Source organism: Microbulbifer sp. GL-2, assembly GCF_007183175.1.
In the GTDB taxonomy this organism is placed as follows: domain Bacteria; phylum Pseudomonadota; class Gammaproteobacteria; order Pseudomonadales; family Cellvibrionaceae; genus Microbulbifer.
The window spans coordinates 4,499,835-4,516,243 of record NZ_AP019807.1; the positions used below are offsets into that span (position 1 = coordinate 4,499,835).

The 16,409-nt window shown below is 40.4% G+C and carries 13 protein-coding genes and 1 pseudogene; 1 reads left to right on the forward strand and 13 read right to left on the reverse strand.

What is annotated here, in order from left to right; all coding sequences use genetic code 11:
- Window positions 1–611: 611 nt before the first annotated feature.
- Window positions 612–1,599, forward strand: a pseudogene (locus GL2_RS22500) (IS630 family transposase); the annotation flags it as partial.
- A gap of 271 nt (window positions 1,600–1,870) precedes the next feature.
- On the opposite strand, the gene GL2_RS19450 reads toward GL2_RS22500, so the two are convergent.
- The 13 genes from GL2_RS19450 to pseB all read right to left on the reverse strand — a co-directional run bounded on the left by GL2_RS19450 (window position 1,871) and on the right by pseB (window position 16,405).
- Complete coding sequence (locus tag GL2_RS19450) at window positions 1,871–2,530, reverse strand: glycosyltransferase family 2 protein (RefSeq protein WP_232053690.1); 660 nt, start codon at window positions 2,528–2,530, stop codon at window positions 1,871–1,873.
- Between the two features lie 32 nt (window positions 2,531–2,562).
- Complete coding sequence (locus tag GL2_RS19455; protein ID WP_143732399.1) at window positions 2,563–3,516, reverse strand: GDP-L-fucose synthase; 954 nt, start codon at window positions 3,514–3,516, stop codon at window positions 2,563–2,565.
- Complete coding sequence (gmd, locus tag GL2_RS19460) at window positions 3,517–4,635, reverse strand: GDP-mannose 4,6-dehydratase (RefSeq protein WP_143732400.1); 1,119 nt, start codon at window positions 4,633–4,635, stop codon at window positions 3,517–3,519.
- Window positions 4,636–4,678: 43 nt separating this feature from the next.
- The gene (locus tag GL2_RS19465; RefSeq protein WP_143732401.1) at window positions 4,679–5,551 is read right to left on the reverse strand and encodes a glycosyltransferase; all 873 of its coding nucleotides are present in this window, start codon (window positions 5,549–5,551) and stop codon (window positions 4,679–4,681) included.
- Between the two features lie 298 nt (window positions 5,552–5,849).
- The gene (locus GL2_RS19470; protein ID WP_197736481.1) at window positions 5,850–8,057 is read right to left on the reverse strand and encodes an alginate lyase family protein; all 2,208 of its coding nucleotides are present in this window, start codon (window positions 8,055–8,057) and stop codon (window positions 5,850–5,852) included.
- A gap of 82 nt (window positions 8,058–8,139) precedes the next feature.
- The gene (locus GL2_RS19475) at window positions 8,140–9,912 is read right to left on the reverse strand and encodes a hypothetical protein (RefSeq protein ID WP_143732402.1); all 1,773 of its coding nucleotides are present in this window, start codon (window positions 9,910–9,912) and stop codon (window positions 8,140–8,142) included.
- Window positions 9,913–9,926: 14 nt separating this feature from the next.
- Complete coding sequence (locus GL2_RS19480; RefSeq protein ID WP_197736482.1) at window positions 9,927–10,790, reverse strand: glycosyltransferase family 2 protein; 864 nt, start codon at window positions 10,788–10,790, stop codon at window positions 9,927–9,929.
- Window positions 10,791–10,857: 67 nt separating this feature from the next.
- Window positions 10,858–11,925, reverse strand: a complete 1,068-nt coding sequence (pseI, locus tag GL2_RS19485) for a pseudaminic acid synthase (protein WP_143732403.1) — start codon at window positions 11,923–11,925, stop codon at window positions 10,858–10,860.
- Entirely contained in the window at window positions 11,926–12,441 is a 516-nt protein-coding gene (gene pseH, locus GL2_RS19490) for a UDP-4-amino-4,6-dideoxy-N-acetyl-beta-L-altrosamine N-acetyltransferase (RefSeq protein WP_197736483.1), read from the reverse strand. It abuts the gene before it with no gap.
- Window positions 12,438–13,547, reverse strand: coding sequence for a UDP-2,4-diacetamido-2,4,6-trideoxy-beta-L-altropyranose hydrolase (pseG, locus tag GL2_RS19495; protein WP_143732404.1), 1,110 nt, complete (start codon window positions 13,545–13,547; stop codon window positions 12,438–12,440). The genes pseH and pseG overlap by 4 nt, the downstream gene beginning before the upstream one ends.
- A gap of 3 nt (window positions 13,548–13,550) precedes the next feature.
- Complete coding sequence (pseF, locus tag GL2_RS19500; RefSeq protein WP_143732405.1) at window positions 13,551–14,249, reverse strand: pseudaminic acid cytidylyltransferase; 699 nt, start codon at window positions 14,247–14,249, stop codon at window positions 13,551–13,553.
- Window positions 14,246–15,406, reverse strand: coding sequence for a UDP-4-amino-4,6-dideoxy-N-acetyl-beta-L-altrosamine transaminase (pseC, locus tag GL2_RS19505; RefSeq protein ID WP_143732406.1), 1,161 nt, complete (start codon window positions 15,404–15,406; stop codon window positions 14,246–14,248). The genes pseF and pseC overlap by 4 nt, the downstream gene beginning before the upstream one ends.
- A complete protein-coding gene (gene pseB / locus GL2_RS19510) occupies window positions 15,407–16,405 on the reverse strand; it encodes a UDP-N-acetylglucosamine 4,6-dehydratase (inverting) (RefSeq protein WP_143732407.1) in 999 nt (332 codons plus the stop codon).
- Window positions 16,406–16,409: the final 4 nt, after the last annotated feature.

Sequence of the window (16,409 nt, forward strand, 5' to 3'; positions counted from 1 at the left end):
ATTTTCAAACACAAGACCAGATCTCTCAGTCGGGCAAAAGAACTCAGTAATATCACCAAAGCTTGCAAGCGAGAGACACCCTCTATCGATAAAAGGAAGCTTTTACAAGTGGCAGCGTGGGCGCCTATCTTGGAATGCCAAACTACAAGAGGCATGTTGACAATATTACTGAGTAGGCGGTGTTGACTTATGCTCTCAAACATCCTGCCCATAGACAGGATAGAGTCTCCAATGAATAGCGTAAGCGCCGTGTATTTGTGTCCCAAGTGGCGTTCGAAGCATCTGGTTAAGACATGACTAAGCCAACTTCAAAAGCTTGAGGCCATGGTAGCTGAGGAGGGACTAATCCTCACCGAGTCACAAGTTCAGGCTTTAGAGCGAAAGCGGTATGATGATGAAGCCATGAAGCCTGTGGTGAAATTGATACTCAACCCCCAGGCTATAAAAGGATCTAGATGGATGGCTCGTTATATTATAATAATGACCACACCCACCAGGGCAAGAAGTGTTGCGCCCTCACACCGATAGCAACTCTTGAAGATGGAAGAGGCATCTAGTGGCGCATGCGGAAAACAATATAACTTATGGACAGGTGGGAGTATCATCTATTTATGCGCACACCAAAACCTTTTCAAATTTCTAGCGAAACCGCGGGCGCCCTGCGCTCGACGACTCTGCCGCATGGGCAGATTATGCTGGCGAAGATTATTCTGAAGTTCAGCGAAGGCATAACTCCCACTGAAGTCGCCGAAGCGCAACGAACTTCGCCCAAGTCAGTTCACCGTTGGAGAAATCGGTTTGAGGAGGAAGGTCCTAATGGGTTGCTTGAACGCCCTCGTAGCGACCGAGCAACTGCACTCTACAAAGAGGTTGTAGATCGGACAACAAAACGCATCCCTGAAGAAGCTACACACTGGAGCGTTGAGTTGATGGCCAAGTACACGGAAATAACACCTTGGCAAGTTCGGCAGATCTGGGCAGCCGCAGATTTACGCCCATACCGATTAAAAACGTTCAAGATCAGCAATGATCCAGAGCTATCTGATAAGGTCGTAGACATCGTGGGTTTGTATATGAATCCACCAGAAAACGCCATTGTTCTAAGTGTTGATGAAAAAACACAGATTCAAGCTTTGGACCGAACACAACCAGGCCTTCCTCTCAATCCAAGCCAGCCGGATTGGTAGTCGGACATACGATTATAAAAGACATGGAACGGCCAGTTTGTACGCAGATTTTAATACTTTGAAGGGCAAAGTGATTGGGGAAGTGGCAGAGCGGATGAACAGCAAGGAATTTTTATCCTTCTTGAAGTTGATTGATCGACGTACAAATTCGGATAAGGATCTCCACATCGTTTTGGACAACCTCAGCGCGCACAAAACAAAAGAAGTTCTGGAGTGGGTCAATACTCATCCTCGCATCCATTTACACTGCACTCCAATCAGCTCTTCGTGGCTGAACACTGTAGAGGACTGGGTTTCTCAATTAGAGCGTCGAGCATTTTATCGCGGAGTATTCACCAGTATTTCAGAGTTAAAGTTGGAGCTTGAGAAATTTATCAAAGCCCATAACACGGAGAGCGCAAAGCCGTTCAAATGAACAAAGCCTGCCAACCAAATTTTGGCATCGGTCGAACGGGCAAAGCAATCGTTACAGAATTAACCGCATGATCCACCAGAAGGAAAAACTCGTAAACTGGATTTGACCTGACAGAACATCTTCTGAAAAGCTGGTAGCTGTCAGATCAAGCCTGAACTACTATACTTTTACCCACTTCCTCGTTTTACATACTCAAATAACTTAAATGGAGTTTTCATGAGTACAAATCCTATATTAGTGTAAATACCATTTTCTCTACAGGCTTGTACTATCTCAAAATTCTGGTCAAGCCTGGAAAAAAACCCACTAGTGCTAACCCCCCCTGCCGCATCCTAACTATGCATCTAGGAAGTCGTGTAGAACTAATTCTGTTTAAGTATAAAAACCTTACCAACAATTCAAAATCTGCAGATATCCGATAGCCAAGCTTATACAACCCTAGCCGCTTATAGCAACTAAGCTTGACAAAAAATGTTGGATGGGGAATCATCCAACCCCATCTAAATTTTGAGATGGAAAATTTTCTAGAACTACAAAATCTTAATCGATGATTCAAATCATCTTTAGCGACGATTTCCAAGTCACCATAAATACAATCTGAATTAGTCATGGTGAGCTGCTTCATAATATCTGATATTACACGGTTATCAGTATAAACATCATCGGAGTTCAGAATCCCAACAAAATCACCACTTGCCAACTCAATACCTTTATTCATAGCATCATAAATACCGCGATCAGGCTCAGATACAATTGTTGATATTCTGCCTGAATAACACTTCACTATATCCATTGTCCCATCTGTAGATCCGCCGTCTACAATAATATATTCAATATTAGGATAATCTTGCTTTAAAACAGACTCTAAAGTGTCTTGTATTGTATCCACACTATCATAACAAACAGTAATAATACTTACTTTCTTCATATAGAACACATACTATCTATTTGCAAGATAAATTATTTATGCTTGTTAGCGAGAAACCACTTATAAGTTTCTTTTAAGCCTACCTCAAGTTGAATATTTGGCTGCCAACCCAGCGAATTCAAAAAGGAAGCATCTAATAATTTTCTAGGAGTGCCATCTGGCATGGAACTATTAAAAAAAAGCTCTCCTGGAAAACCAACTACTTGCGCTATTTTCTCTGCTATCTCCCTAATACTGCAGTCAGAACCAGATCCTATATTAATATGTGAAGCCATCGCCTCTACTTCATTCGAATAAATATCTTCGGGCAATTGCATAACATGTACACACGCCTGGGCTAAGTCATCAACATGAAGAAAATCTCGCATTGCTGAGCCCGAACCCCAAACCTCAACTTTCGTATCTCCGTTTATCTTAGCCTCATGAAAACGACGAATCAGCGCCGGAATCACATGAGAATTTCTCGGGTGAAAATTATCATTTGGTCCATAAAGATTCGTAGGCATTACGCTACGATAATCAGTACCATACTGTCTATTATATGACTCACATAATTTAATACCGGCAATTTTTGCGATCGCATAAGGCTCATTTGTTGGCTCTAATGAACCCTGTAACAGAGCACTCTCAGGTATTGGCTGTGAGGTAACCCTCGGATATATACACGAAGAACCAAAAAATAAAAGCTTTTTAACTCCCGAAGAAAATGCTTCATGAATAACATTATTCGCAATTGATAAATTTTCATAGATAAAATTTGCTGGGAAATTAGCATTCGCGTAAATTCCGCCAACTCTCGCTGCGGCTAGGTATACTGCATCTATTTTCTCATTGATAAAAAAATCATTAACCGCAGCCTGACTGGTAAGATCAAGATCAGCACGCGCTCTGGTAACAACTTGGAAACCCTCGATATTATTAAATGCTCTTACTAAAGCCGAGCCAACCATACCACGATGCCCAGCTATAAAAATACGCTTTTTCATTCACTGTTCCCTTTGAGCATTTATGCTAAACCCATTGTTACTCAAGAGCACATCCCGCTTGGCTTGATCAAGATCATTTGAAACCATCTCACTTATAAGTTCACTTAAACTTATTCTAGGCTCCCACCCAAGAATCTTTCTCGCCCGACTTGGATCACCTAGCAGAGCATCAACTTCTGCTGGTCGAAAATATCTAGGGTCAACACGTATAATTGTGTCTCCAGATTTTACCCCAGGAGCGTTACTTCCACAGATCGAGGTGATTATACCCTTTTCCTCTAAACCCTCTCCTGTGAAATCTACTTCAATACCCAGTTCTTTAGCAGCTATTTTCACAAAATCTCTTACTGAGGCTTGAAGCCCCGTAGCTATTACAAAGTCTTGCGGCTTTTCCTGCTGGAGCATTAACCACTGCATTTCGATATAATCACGTGCATGCCCCCAATCACGAAGGGCATTTAAATTCCCCAAATAAAGGCAGGACTCTAGTCCCTGTGCAATATTGGCTAGGCCACGAGTTATCTTTCTTGTTACAAAAGTCTCTCCCCTGCGTGGTGATTCATGATTAAAAAGAATTCCGTTACATGCATAGATCCCATAAGCTTCTCTAAAGTTTACAGTAATCCAATAAGCATATAGTTTTGCAACTGCATAAGGTGATCGCGGGTAAAATGGGGTCGATTCAGACTGTGGAGTCTCCTGAACAAGCCCGTACAATTCCGATGAGGAAGCCTGATAAAACTTAGTTTTCTTATTTAAGCCCAAAAGTCGAATTGCCTCAAGAAGCCTCAAACACCCGAGCGCGTCAACATCAGCTGTATACTCAGGGGACTCAAAGCTCACGGCTACGTGAGATTGAGCCGCAAGGTTATATACCTCATCAGGCTGAACTTCCTGCAAGATACGTGTTAAATTTGAACTATCGGTAAGATCCCCATAGTGTAAAAAAAAACTCCGACCCACTATATGAGGATCCTGGTACAAATGATTGATTCTATCCGTATTTAGGGAGGACGCTCGACGCTTGATGCCATGAACTTCATACCCACGTGAGAGTAAAAACTCTGCAAGGTATGATCCATCCTGCCCCGTTACTCCTGTTATCAGCGCTTTTCGCATTTTATTCCTACAACTATTAAGCAAATAATGAATATTTCTTTTTTCAACTAAACAAAGGCATTACAGCCTCAATAAAAACAGAACGCTGAAACTCTGGCGTGTATTCATCTTTTATAACTTCCCTACAGCTCTCTTCATTGATTTCGCCTTTATCAACAGAGTCTAAACAGAAAGAAATTTTTGCAGCCAGATCCTCAGCACAACCCTTGCGAAAAAATACACCGCTTCTCCCTGCTTTTATAGCTTCAAATTCCGGCATTTGGTTCGAAAAATCATCATGAGTAATAACAGGTGTACCGCATATTAATGAGTGCATGGCCGTCAAACCAACCTCACCCGGTGAAACACAGATATCACTTACAGTCAAGATTGGCAACACCACACTATCATCATAGCAACTTCCATAAAAGATCACTGCATTAAGAATGCCTAATTTATTCGCAAGGTCATATAATTCTCTAAAAGCATTGCCATTTCCAATTAGAACCACCTTAATTTTCAAACTTTTATTTTTTAAAATAAAAACTGCATTAAGGAGCAAATCAAGTCGCTTTGCTTTTTCTAAGCGCCCCACAAATACCACCAATTTATCGCCATCTTTACACAAACTTTTACGCAACAGTTTCAAATCTTCAACTTGAAATTTCCTAATAGTTTGAAGCTGCCCTTGAACATCCAAGGAGTTATTAATCACAAAAAGTTTATTCTTAGGGATACCTGCGGCAGTTAGCTGTTTAACTCCATGCTTTCCATAAAGAAATAGCACATTCGCTAACCGGTAAAAATTTACCCTGAATTTGCGCTTAAAATAACCTTCATTCCCATATATACCATGTGTCCAAAAGACAATTTTTTTTCCCGCTACCCTAGCAATAATTGCACTGATCCACGTGGATATTCTATGCGCCTCCCCCAATACACTATGACCTGATGCCTTTTAGATATAGCAAGCCTTAGCAAACCGGTTTGCCAAACACAAAGATTCTTTAAATATAAACTGTGGATTCTTTTCCAAAGCACGCCACCATCACCTAGATTCATATTACAATATCTTTTTGGTGTAATTTTGACTTTTGAGTAATCTTCATTAACGTCAGCATAAATTACTACTCGAAACCCATTTTTCACTTGATCACTAAGGTGTCTAAATACTGGATATCTATAATGCGCAAATCGATCAGGAACAAGTGCAAGCGAATATTTTGATTTCTTCATTAGATCTTAGCAACCTTAAAGCTCTTTGAAAAACATTCAACTAATGACCCATTAAGAATATCCAGATTCCAAAACGGTCTAATGCCATCATGTGGAAAAAATATCGGCTTTACATCCTTAATACACGGCAACTCCAAATTAAAATCTACAGGCAACGCCCCGAACCTCTCTAAATACGAGAAATAAATAGGTAGAAAACGTTCTTTGTCAAATGCATTAATCTGCTCATAAGGCCAATGCTTGTTTGAATAATACAAGAACCACTCCATCCCTTTTCTCAGCCCTCTGCCATCACGTCCTGTAAAACCCCAAAGGTCTTCGCCTACCGATTCGGCTATTTGTGCCAAATGAATCCAGCCTTGCAAATTAAAACAACAATAGTGGGCACTTGCAGAGCGCTTTAACTCTTTAGGCTGGCTTCCATCAGCCTCAAACTGTTCTAGAATACGAAATCGAGAATTACGGAATGTATCATGCAAAAGTTTATAATCATCAAGAAACAAACAAATTGAAGCAACCTGCAGATCATAATAAGTCCCATGATTATTACTAGCAGATCGCTCCCCTTTACCTTGATCGCTGACACACAGCCAATTCAAATATTTACCCATCCATATTTTTAAATTTTTTAAATCATAATCGCTTATACATTTGTAATTGTGCAATATTCGAACAGCATCAAAGAAATAATACAGATCCTTAAATTCAATAATTCCAGCACTACTTCCTTTATTTTTATTATGCCCTCTTCTTACCTGCGCGTACTGTAAATGTGGATTCATTGACATCTGAGAATCGAGAAACCAGTTTTTCACCAATTCAGCAGCATGCCTTCCATAATTGTACTCATCAAATTTTAGGAGTCCTAAAGCAAGTATATATGTGTCATCGAATAAGTGTTGAAGTCTCGTCCGATCATAGTCGTCACTTCTTGGATCATATAAATGTGTACCAGGCACACGCTGACCATCACGACGGACATAGGGCAGACCCGGAATTCTAAAAGGGTGTGGCCAATAATATGGAGCAGGGTGCCAATAATCACGCCTATTATTGCTTGGTGGCAACGTCTTTTTATGAACAACAGATTGCGGACCACGCTCCAAAGCTTTATTGGCAGATGAACGAAGGAAGACCTTCAATGAATCGCAGCCACTTTGATCCATACCCTTTTCAGAAAAAATTTGCTTTCCAATTATAGAATTACTAGATAATGATTTGAAATCCAAGCCGAGCAAAAGATTAGTGACTGCTTCCATTCTTGCTTCACTGCGTTTCATCCATGACACATTGCTCCCAGCCTTTTCCAAGTGTTGCTTCCCTGAGTATAATCTCGCCACCCAGCCAGCACTATTGAACTGGCCTACATCAGGTGAGTAGTTAGGACAATCAAGATCCCAAGGCTCTATCGGCCAAAAATCCCACTTTCCAGGGACTCCTAAACGCCAAAACAACTCAATTTTCGAGCGCCTTCCATAATAAAAAGAATCATTAAATTCTTCCCTAGCATCTCTTCGAAACAAAATCTGGGGCTCTTCGACTGGTTCAGGGGTAAAGTTTTTATCAAGTAAATCCTGGTTGTTGGTGACACGCGCCATCGGTACTATATGATATGGTATTTTATAATTGGAAATTACAGAGCGCCGCACAGCATCCCAAGCACTAGCGGTAAGGAAACAGTTTCCATCCCATGGAAGAATCCACTTTGCTCGATTCCGACCATCTTTCAAGGCTAGATTTCTTGCACCGTTATTATTTATAACATAATTGTTTTTAAACCTCAGCAAGCGCATTCTTATCTGAGCCTGGGAATATTTACTTAGCCGATTGTATTGAGCACTATAGGGTGCATAAGCAAGGGGGACGCCTTCTATATCTAATTTTTTTTGTTTATACTCATTCCATTCAAAAGGGATCCGTACGTAAGGAACCCCGGCCTCCTCAAGCATATCAATAATTCTTTGTTCCTCATCATGGTCAATAATTCTATTTAGAACAAACCTTTTCTCGCAGGCAAGTAGCTTAGGTTCATTTTCGAGTATAAATTTAAGATTCTTTCTCGATTGACCCTTTTCATGCCTAGGAACTAAATCATTCCCGATTATTCGGTAAAGCACGAAAGTATCTGGTTCTTTCGATAATTGAGATCCATTACTAGAAATAGAATTGTCCGCTGTTGGCGCTGGCCTAATACGATTTAGGGGCAAATTTATCCTGGTGGTTTTTCTCCTTAAGATATATAGAAGAGCACGCCTTATCAATTGCACTCCAGGAATCGTGACAATAAAACTATACAAATTCTGCAACGGGCTGCCTCTTTAATAGCTTTAAATTATCTATAATAAAAGACATCTCTACTAGTACGGCCTTATATCGTTGACCCACAATTAATTTTTCAATCCGAAATAGTTGATATGCAATTTTCAAATATATAAGATTGTATTCTTGAGGTAGCCCAATACGTTTTGCTTTTAACTCCTCAAGCATTTCAAAGAGAAAACCATCATCTGCTCCTAAAGGCAGTCTTACTCCAACAGGCTCCAAACTCCACTTACCCCAACCCGCCACAAAATAGCTATCATTTCCATCATCAGAAACATATACATTATTGCGCTGAAGATCTGGATTATAAATATATAAAGGTAAAGATTCCAAAATTTCCATTAACTGAGAGTGGAATTGCATAAACTCATGAAAAATTTTCATTTCCTCGTTTGAGTCTATCGCCAGTGAAACATTCATAAAAATTTTCTTAGAAAGGCGCTGGTAAAGAAGAGGGTGAGAGGTAATATAGCCCTCCACCAAAGCTGGTGGTGGCTCACAGACCCAGTGCTCCAAAAGAATATTTTTCTCTGCTTCTTCCCAGTTACTAATAGCCACTTGCTTAGAAACCCCAATAGCAAGCAGTTGAACCGCACACTCTTCCACAATAGAAGTGGAAATACTCTCGGGGGCAAGCAAGGCATTACGGCAAACATGTTCAAACAAATATTGCTCATTTGTTATATAGTGGTGAAACCTTGAATCTAAAACTTGTAATAGTAGTTTTTCATCCTTATCTAGATATACATCACCAAAAATAATACTAAATTTTGCCATTCCTTTTTGAGGTGGATCTATCCATTCAACTCGCACATCTTTTAGGTGAGAGTAATTTTTAGGGAGAACATCTTTTATCCATACTTCTCTATTACTCTTCATCAGGAGTTCATTCATACTTATGGATTCTCGAACCTCATCCTTACTGACTTGAACATGCCTAAAAACAAGGGGATCGATCTGCGCTTTCCAGCTCCATAATTTAACACTATCTTTCACTATACAAGAGAGATCACTTATGGCACGCCTTAGTAAAATCAATGAAACAATTGCCCCCAAAACACTAGCCGGATAACCCAGCACAAAAGGCATTAAAACTACTACAAAACAAATTATAAAGTTGAGAAATGCGAAGAAATTCAAGTAGTCAGACAGCTTCTCACTAACAAAAAGAGAAATATTATTAATAAGACCCGAGCTTCCCCCTTCCAATATCCATGCTGAAAGAATATATTCTCCAGCAACTGCACAAAAAAGTGCAGCAAGGAGAAAGTAATCCAACCAGGCCAGCAATGAGAATGCTACAAGGGCAAATACAGCACTTGATAAAACACGGCAAAACACAAAATAGTAACTCTTAAATTGTTTCTCTACCTTGTGAGCAAAGTTAATATCATTAGCCTTCGCTACAACCTCAGCACCACCGGAAGTAGTTAATCTATCGGACCAAGCACTGAAACCAAGTCCCATTAAGTGGAATCCAAGCGAAGCTGCTGAAAGCCCAAAGATCCATAATTGCTTGTCACTCGGATCCATAAAGAACTGAAAATAAATAGGAATTCCGTCAGAACTAGCAAGTAATATAATTTTTAATGGCAAAATTAAAGCTATAAGACTAAAAAATCTCTCAATCACCGCCAAAAAGACTATACTTATAAGGACTCGGGGCTTGACCCTCCAAAATTCACCAAAAACCCGGGCATACCAGAGAAAAAATATCTTCGTTTGTTTAAGAAAACCCATACATATAGTCTCTTTTATCGCCGCTCTGCGCCTGCTCGAAATAGCAGCCTCAATATTTCATATAATTCAACCATCCAAATTTGAAGCTGAACAAAAGAAGCAATGGCTCGAAAGTACAATGAATATTCTTTTGACTTTGCAAACCTGATAATTACTTTAGCTGGAGGCAGCAAAGTTCTTCCTATACAAAAAAGTTGTAGGGCGAGTGTTCCGCCACCAAACTGGCTACCTTTGATTCTACGCGCCTTCGTGATAACTTCCGTCCAGTTGCGGCGAGATCTGTGGCCAACAACGGCACTCTTAGCAAAAATTAACTTTGCTCTTAAAGCAGCTGCACGACGACAAAAATCAACGTCACCCCCGGAAAAGCTTCGCTCATCGAACCCTCCAAGCAAGTCATTTAAATTTTTATGAAATGACAGATTTGCAGTTGCAGCGTAACCCTGCTCAACATAGTAGGACTGAGGAATACCCTTAACCAAGTCATAAATTTCATAAATATTCGGACTTTGTGATTCAGTTACTATTTTTACGTCGCCAGCGATCATGCAATGATTATCTTGATTCAGCACACTTTGCTCATCAATTTTCTCCAACCAATCAGGTTCAGGAAGGCAATCCGCATCGGTAAACACAAGCCACTGGCCTTTAGACTGCCTGATTCCATAATTTCGGGCCGAATAGGAACCTGGTTTTTTACAACTTATAACCCTAAAATTTTTGGGCATCGTATTAGGGCAAATAAAATCCTTTGATCCATTATCTACAAATATCACTTCAAAGCTGTCCCTGCAGATTGTTTGCGCTTCTAAACAAGCTGACAATTTATCAACAAAATGCCATTGCTCAAAGACAGGAACGATGATGGAAAACTTCACGTGCGCATCTATACCTATACAATCTTAATTAATCCCCAAAGTACTCATCAATAAAATTAGCATGCATTCAAGAATCAAAACCTTCAACAACCTCCTTGAGGACCGGTGTATTTTTATCAACAGCTACTTTTATTTTCCGCCCAACAATTGAGTTATAAAACTTTGGCGCCATTCCAAAGCCTGGCCTTACACTACGTATTGAGTCACGGTTAATTATATCCCCTGCTTCGAGGGATTTTACAAAGTACAGTGATCTACGAAATCGAACATTACCCTGCTCACTCGATTTACGACCATAGTCTACACCCCCCAAAGCCTCCCATGCCGTTTTACTATTCCGGCATAATGCCTGTAATTCTTGAGGCTCAAGTGAGAAACTATCATCAGGACCACCGCCATTTCGATCTAAAGTAAAATGCTTCTCAATTATTGAAGCTCCTAAGGCAACACTAGCAATTGCAGTTGTATTATCTAATGTGTGATCAGAAAGTCCTGTTACTAGTCGAAACTGTTGTGACATATCAACTAATGTTCTTAAGTTATAGTCACCCGCAGGTGCGGGGTAACCACTAACACAGTGAAGAATTGCAAGCTCACTACACCCTCCTTCACGAGCAGCCTCTATTGCTTCCTGAATTTCTTCTTTATCAGCCATACCCGTGGAAATAATCATTGGTTTACCAGTACTTGCAACATACTTAATTAACGGTATGTCAATAGCTTCAAACGAAGCTATTTTATAAGCTGGCACATCAAGGTCTTCCAGTAGGTCAACTGCTGTATTGTCAAAGGGAGAGCTAAATATGGTAATACCTAGCTCTCGCGCCAACTCAAACAGAGGTTTATGCCACTCCCAAGGCATATGAGCCTCTTCATATAAATCATAAAGGGTACGCCCATTCCAAAGCCCACCTTCAACCCTAAAATCTTTCGAATTACTTTTCAGTGTAATTGTATCAGGGCGGTACGTTTGAAGCTTAATAGCATCTGCTCCTGCTAGCTTAGCTTTTCGTACAATTTCAAAGGCTGTTTCAAGTTTCCCATTATGGTTTGCCGATAATTCAGCTATGACATATGGTGTATCACATGTAGATATACGTCGCCCTGCAATTGTTATACTCGGAAAATTTTGCACTTACCGCTCCTTAAATGTCATATGCCACTCTTTTACTAAAAGACCAAAGCACACAACGGAATAAAATTGTTTATCAACTTGATACTGATCTCTCAGTACCCCTTCTTTCTGAAACCCAAGACTTCGATGAAAGTTAATTGAACGCTCATTATATGATAGAGCTTGACCGCAAATTTTATGAAACTTTAATTCAGCAAAAGCAAAATTAATTGCTAACCGTCCAAGTTCACGTCCAGAGCCTTTCGCCGCATTTGGTGCGACATAAAAACCCCAATCACTAATGTCGCTATTTTTGATTCGGCTAAAATTAATGAAACCCAAAGACTTCCCATGACTCTCAAAAATTAATAGAGTTTTTGTGTCCATTTTTGAGCAACGTTCATACCATTTTACATGCTCAGACATACTAATTTTATCCTGAGTATACATGTACTTTCGAATATCAATATGATTACGCCACTCCAAGACCTGCTCTAGGTCAGCCTCAGTCATCCTCCGAATTAAGCTTTTACTCATGAAGAAATCACTCTCCTCATCACCTCAACCACTCGAGAAGCGCCTAATCCATCCGTAATTTCAGCAGTGCTATTTGACATAGTTTCCAATAAAGAGCTTCCTATAACTTCAGAAATTCTCAGGGGTAACTGAATCTGAATATCATTTATCTGCCCGATAATTTTTGCCGCACCTAAATTATGCAATGCAGAAGCTCCAAGTCGTTGGTTATCAGCAAGAACAACTATAAAAGACGGCACCCCTAAACACGCTCGCTCCCATGAAGTAATACCGCCAGCACCAATTGCTAGGTCACAGTCTGCCAGTTTTCGTGCCATGTCTTTAACATCACAGAACACATTAACTTGTAGTTTAGATTTCTTAGCTGCCTGTCTTACATTTTGTAGCCATGGGGAATGCTGGCCCAATACAATAGAAACTTGGCAATCTAATGGAAGATTACTTGATTCTAGTGACTTTAACACTTGTCCACTTGCATTATAGTTATCTACCCCCCCCATACTAATCATGATACTTTTGAGCTGTGAATATGATCTACGGTTTAAACTGTATTCCCTTAGAGCAGCAAACTCAGGGCGTAATAACGCATATTTAGGGCCAATTAAACTTACATTTTGTTTAGGGGTTAGTGCAGAGTAATCACTTACAACCCTTCCTAGGTTTTGATCGAGAAGAAGATCACAGGTATGGAAACGATCAGCAAGATCATCTATAACCATAAAGTAGCGAGTGTAAGACTTAACATAGGTCTCCCACGCCCTGTCCAGCCCATAATGGTCAACCACAAGCCAATCTGGCTCGAAATTAGAAATAGCTGCGACAGTTTGCTCAGCATCTAATTTCCAATCGACACCCGACCAAGAAGCATACTTCAAAGTATCGCTATGTTCTTTACTAGAAATAGATTTGTTTGGCACTTCAAAATGGAGGGGAGTTAACTCGAACCCCCGATCCTTGATCAAACCAAATAAATTTCCGGTGTGTTCCCTACAGATAAAATGACAGCTTGCACCATTTTTTTTAAGCTCTTCAGCAAGGGTGAGACAGCGCATTACATGGCCAGTACCAATTTGTAATGATGCATCAACCCGAAATGCAATCTTCACCAGTCATTCACCCTTTTCTGCAAGCGCAGCCTTGAACATCCATTCTGCTCGCTTCCAGTCCTCTAGAGTATCAATATCTTGTACTAAGTGTCTTGGGAGTCGTACTGGGATTGAGTTGGGTGAAAATATCATCTTCTCCGCAAGCCAAGCATTTACTCTACCCCAGTAAAATTGACCTGCATCGTGGTAGACTTCTTCCAAGTCTTGAGATCGAGTATTGGAATGCTCGGGGTAGACCATCTCAACTTGAGTTGTATTCTTGAGCCGAATTGCTCTCTGAATAGGAAAGCTATAACTTGTTACAGAAAAAGCATAATCAGCATCAGAATTATCCAATGACTTCAAGGCGGTACTAATATCGCTTGCCCTTACGAATGGTGCGGTTGCATAAAGACAGCAGATATATTTTACATCCGTATATTGGTTTTGAAGCCATTGAAGAGAATGGCGAATAACTGGTATCGTACCGGTATAGTCATCGGATAACTCTGCTGGCCGAATGAACGGCACACTCGCTCCATAAGAGATAGCCGTTTCTGCGATTTCAGGGTCATCAGTTGAAACAATGACTTGGTTAAAGCACCCACTTTTTAATGCGGCTTCAATCGACCAAGCTATCATTGGCTTACCGCCAAACTCCTTTATATTTTTACGTGGAATTCTTTTACTTCCACCACGTGCAGGGATAACTGCAAAGTTCATACTTTGAGAGCCTCACGCAACGCACTGATAACTTGATTTTGCTGTTCATCAGTCATATCTTGAAATATAGGTAAACTTATCGCTTCACTATAGTATCTCTCTGCTTCAGGGAAATCGCCTTTACAGAATCCCATACGTCTATAGTATGGTTGAGTGTGAATCGGTATATAGTGCAAATTAACACCAATACCCTGCTCTCGTAATGAATCAAATACTTGGCGGTGACTGTTTTGAAGTTTACTCAACTGCAGCCGAATAACATATAGATGGTAACCCGAATAACTATCTGGATGCTGCCACGGAGTGGTTAGTGGAAGATCACTTAATAATTCGTTATATCGAGCAGCCAACTCATGTCTACGCCTTACGAAAGAATCTAGCCGTTTAAGCTGGGAAACTCCCAGTGCAGCCTGGAGTTCTGTCATGCGATAGTTAAACCCTAGATCGACTTGCTGATAATACCATGCTCCATCAGGCTCATGTGTCATCAGAGATGTATCGCGTGTAACTCCATGACTACGTAGTAATGATAGCTTTTCAGCTAATTCGTCGTCATTTGTTAGGGCCATACCACCTTCCGCGGTAGTAATGATTTTTACGGGATGAAAGCTGAAAACTGTAATATCACTATAGTGACAGCTACCAATAAATTCCCCACTATACTTACCGCCTACAGCGTGAGAAGCATCTTCGACAATTCTAAAGTCGAAGCGTTCCCCTAATTCCCTAATTTTCTTCATATCGCAAGGTTGCCCACAAAGATGTACAATCACTACAACTTTAGGTAAGCAACCATTTCGATTCGCTTCTATCAACTTCTCTTCAAGTAAGCGAGGACAGATATTATAAGTTTTAGGGTCAATATCAACAAAGTCTATAGATGCTCCACAATAAAGAGCACAATTTGCTGAAGCAACAAAAGTAATAGGACTGGTCCAAAGGTAATCACCCTTTCCAAGCCCAAGCGCCAAACAGGCGATATGCAGAGCCGAAGTAGCACTATTAACTGCGAGCGCGTGTTTAGCACCAACGTAACTCGCTAGAGCTTGCTCAAAACGTGGGACAACAGGCCCCTGAGTAAGAAAATCCGATGTTAGGACTTCCACTACGGCATCAATGTCGGCCTGCGTGATATTCTGGCGACCATAAGGTATCACTTAAATACTCCCTATTTTGCTCTTATTGAGGTCAATCCACTCACCCAACTGATCTTCACCCATCCATTCACAATTGTTATCACTAGCATAAACAAATCCTTCTGGGACCTTCCTTCCATCTTTGATTCTATTGATATCTTTATCCCAATTATGGATTGCCGGTAGAATTTTAAAATGCTCTGGATATTCATAGGTGTAAAAAGAATCTTCAGCGCTAATCATTTGCTCATGAAGTTTTTCACCTGGGCGAATTCCGATAATTTCATGCTCTGCATCAGGAGCTATTGTTTTAGCCACATCAGTGACCTTCATTGATGGAATTTTTTTAACATAAACTTCCCCACCCTCCATATCATTAAATGCATGCCAAACAAGCTCAACACCTTGCTCCAGAGAAATCATAAATCGAGTCATCCTTGGATCGGTAATTGGGAGTTTTCCCTCTCCTCGGATTGACATAAAAAAGGGAATTACAGAACCCCTAGACCCCATAACATTACCATACCGCACAACAGAAAAACGTGTTTGATGAGATCCTGCATACGAGTTTCCTGCTACAAATAGCTTATCTGACGTGAGTTTTGTGGCTCCATATAGATTAACTGGACTACTCGCTTTATCGGTTGATAAAGCAACAACTTTCTTTACTCCTTTATCTATACAAGCATCAATAAGATTCATAGCGCCAACAACATTTGTTTTAATACACTCGAAGGGATTATACTCTGCCGTAGGTACAATTTTTGTTGCCGCGGCATGTACAACATAATCCACACCATCAAGTGCACGATATACTCTCTCACGATCTCTAACGTCACCAATAAAGAAACGTACACGGGGATCATTTAGAAACTTCTTCGCCATATCCCATTGCTTCATTTCATCACGCGAAAAAATAATCACTTTTTCCGGATTATATTTTTCCAGAAGCATCGGGACGAATGTATGACCAAAAGAGCCTGTCCCGCCTGTCACCAGAACTGTTGCATTATTAAACATATTA

Coding starts and splice junctions, on each gene's coding strand:
- GL2_RS19450 (WP_232053690.1), bottom strand. CDS start 2,530: ATGAAGAAAGTAAGTATTATTACTGTTTGTTATGATAGTGTGGATACA.
- GL2_RS19455 (WP_143732399.1), bottom strand. CDS start 3,516: ATGAAAAAGCGTATTTTTATAGCTGGGCATCGTGGTATGGTTGGCTCG.
- gmd (WP_143732400.1), bottom strand. CDS start 4,635: ATGCGAAAAGCGCTGATAACAGGAGTAACGGGGCAGGATGGATCATAC.
- GL2_RS19475 (WP_143732402.1), bottom strand. CDS start 9,912: ATGGGTTTTCTTAAACAAACGAAGATATTTTTTCTCTGGTATGCCCGG.
- pseH (WP_197736483.1), bottom strand. CDS start 12,441: ATGAGTAAAAGCTTAATTCGGAGGATGACTGAGGCTGACCTAGAGCAG.
- pseF (WP_143732405.1), bottom strand. CDS start 14,249: ATGAACTTTGCAGTTATCCCTGCACGTGGTGGAAGTAAAAGAATTCCA.
- pseB (WP_143732407.1), bottom strand. CDS start 16,405: ATGTTTAATAATGCAACAGTTCTGGTGACAGGCGGGACAGGCTCTTTT.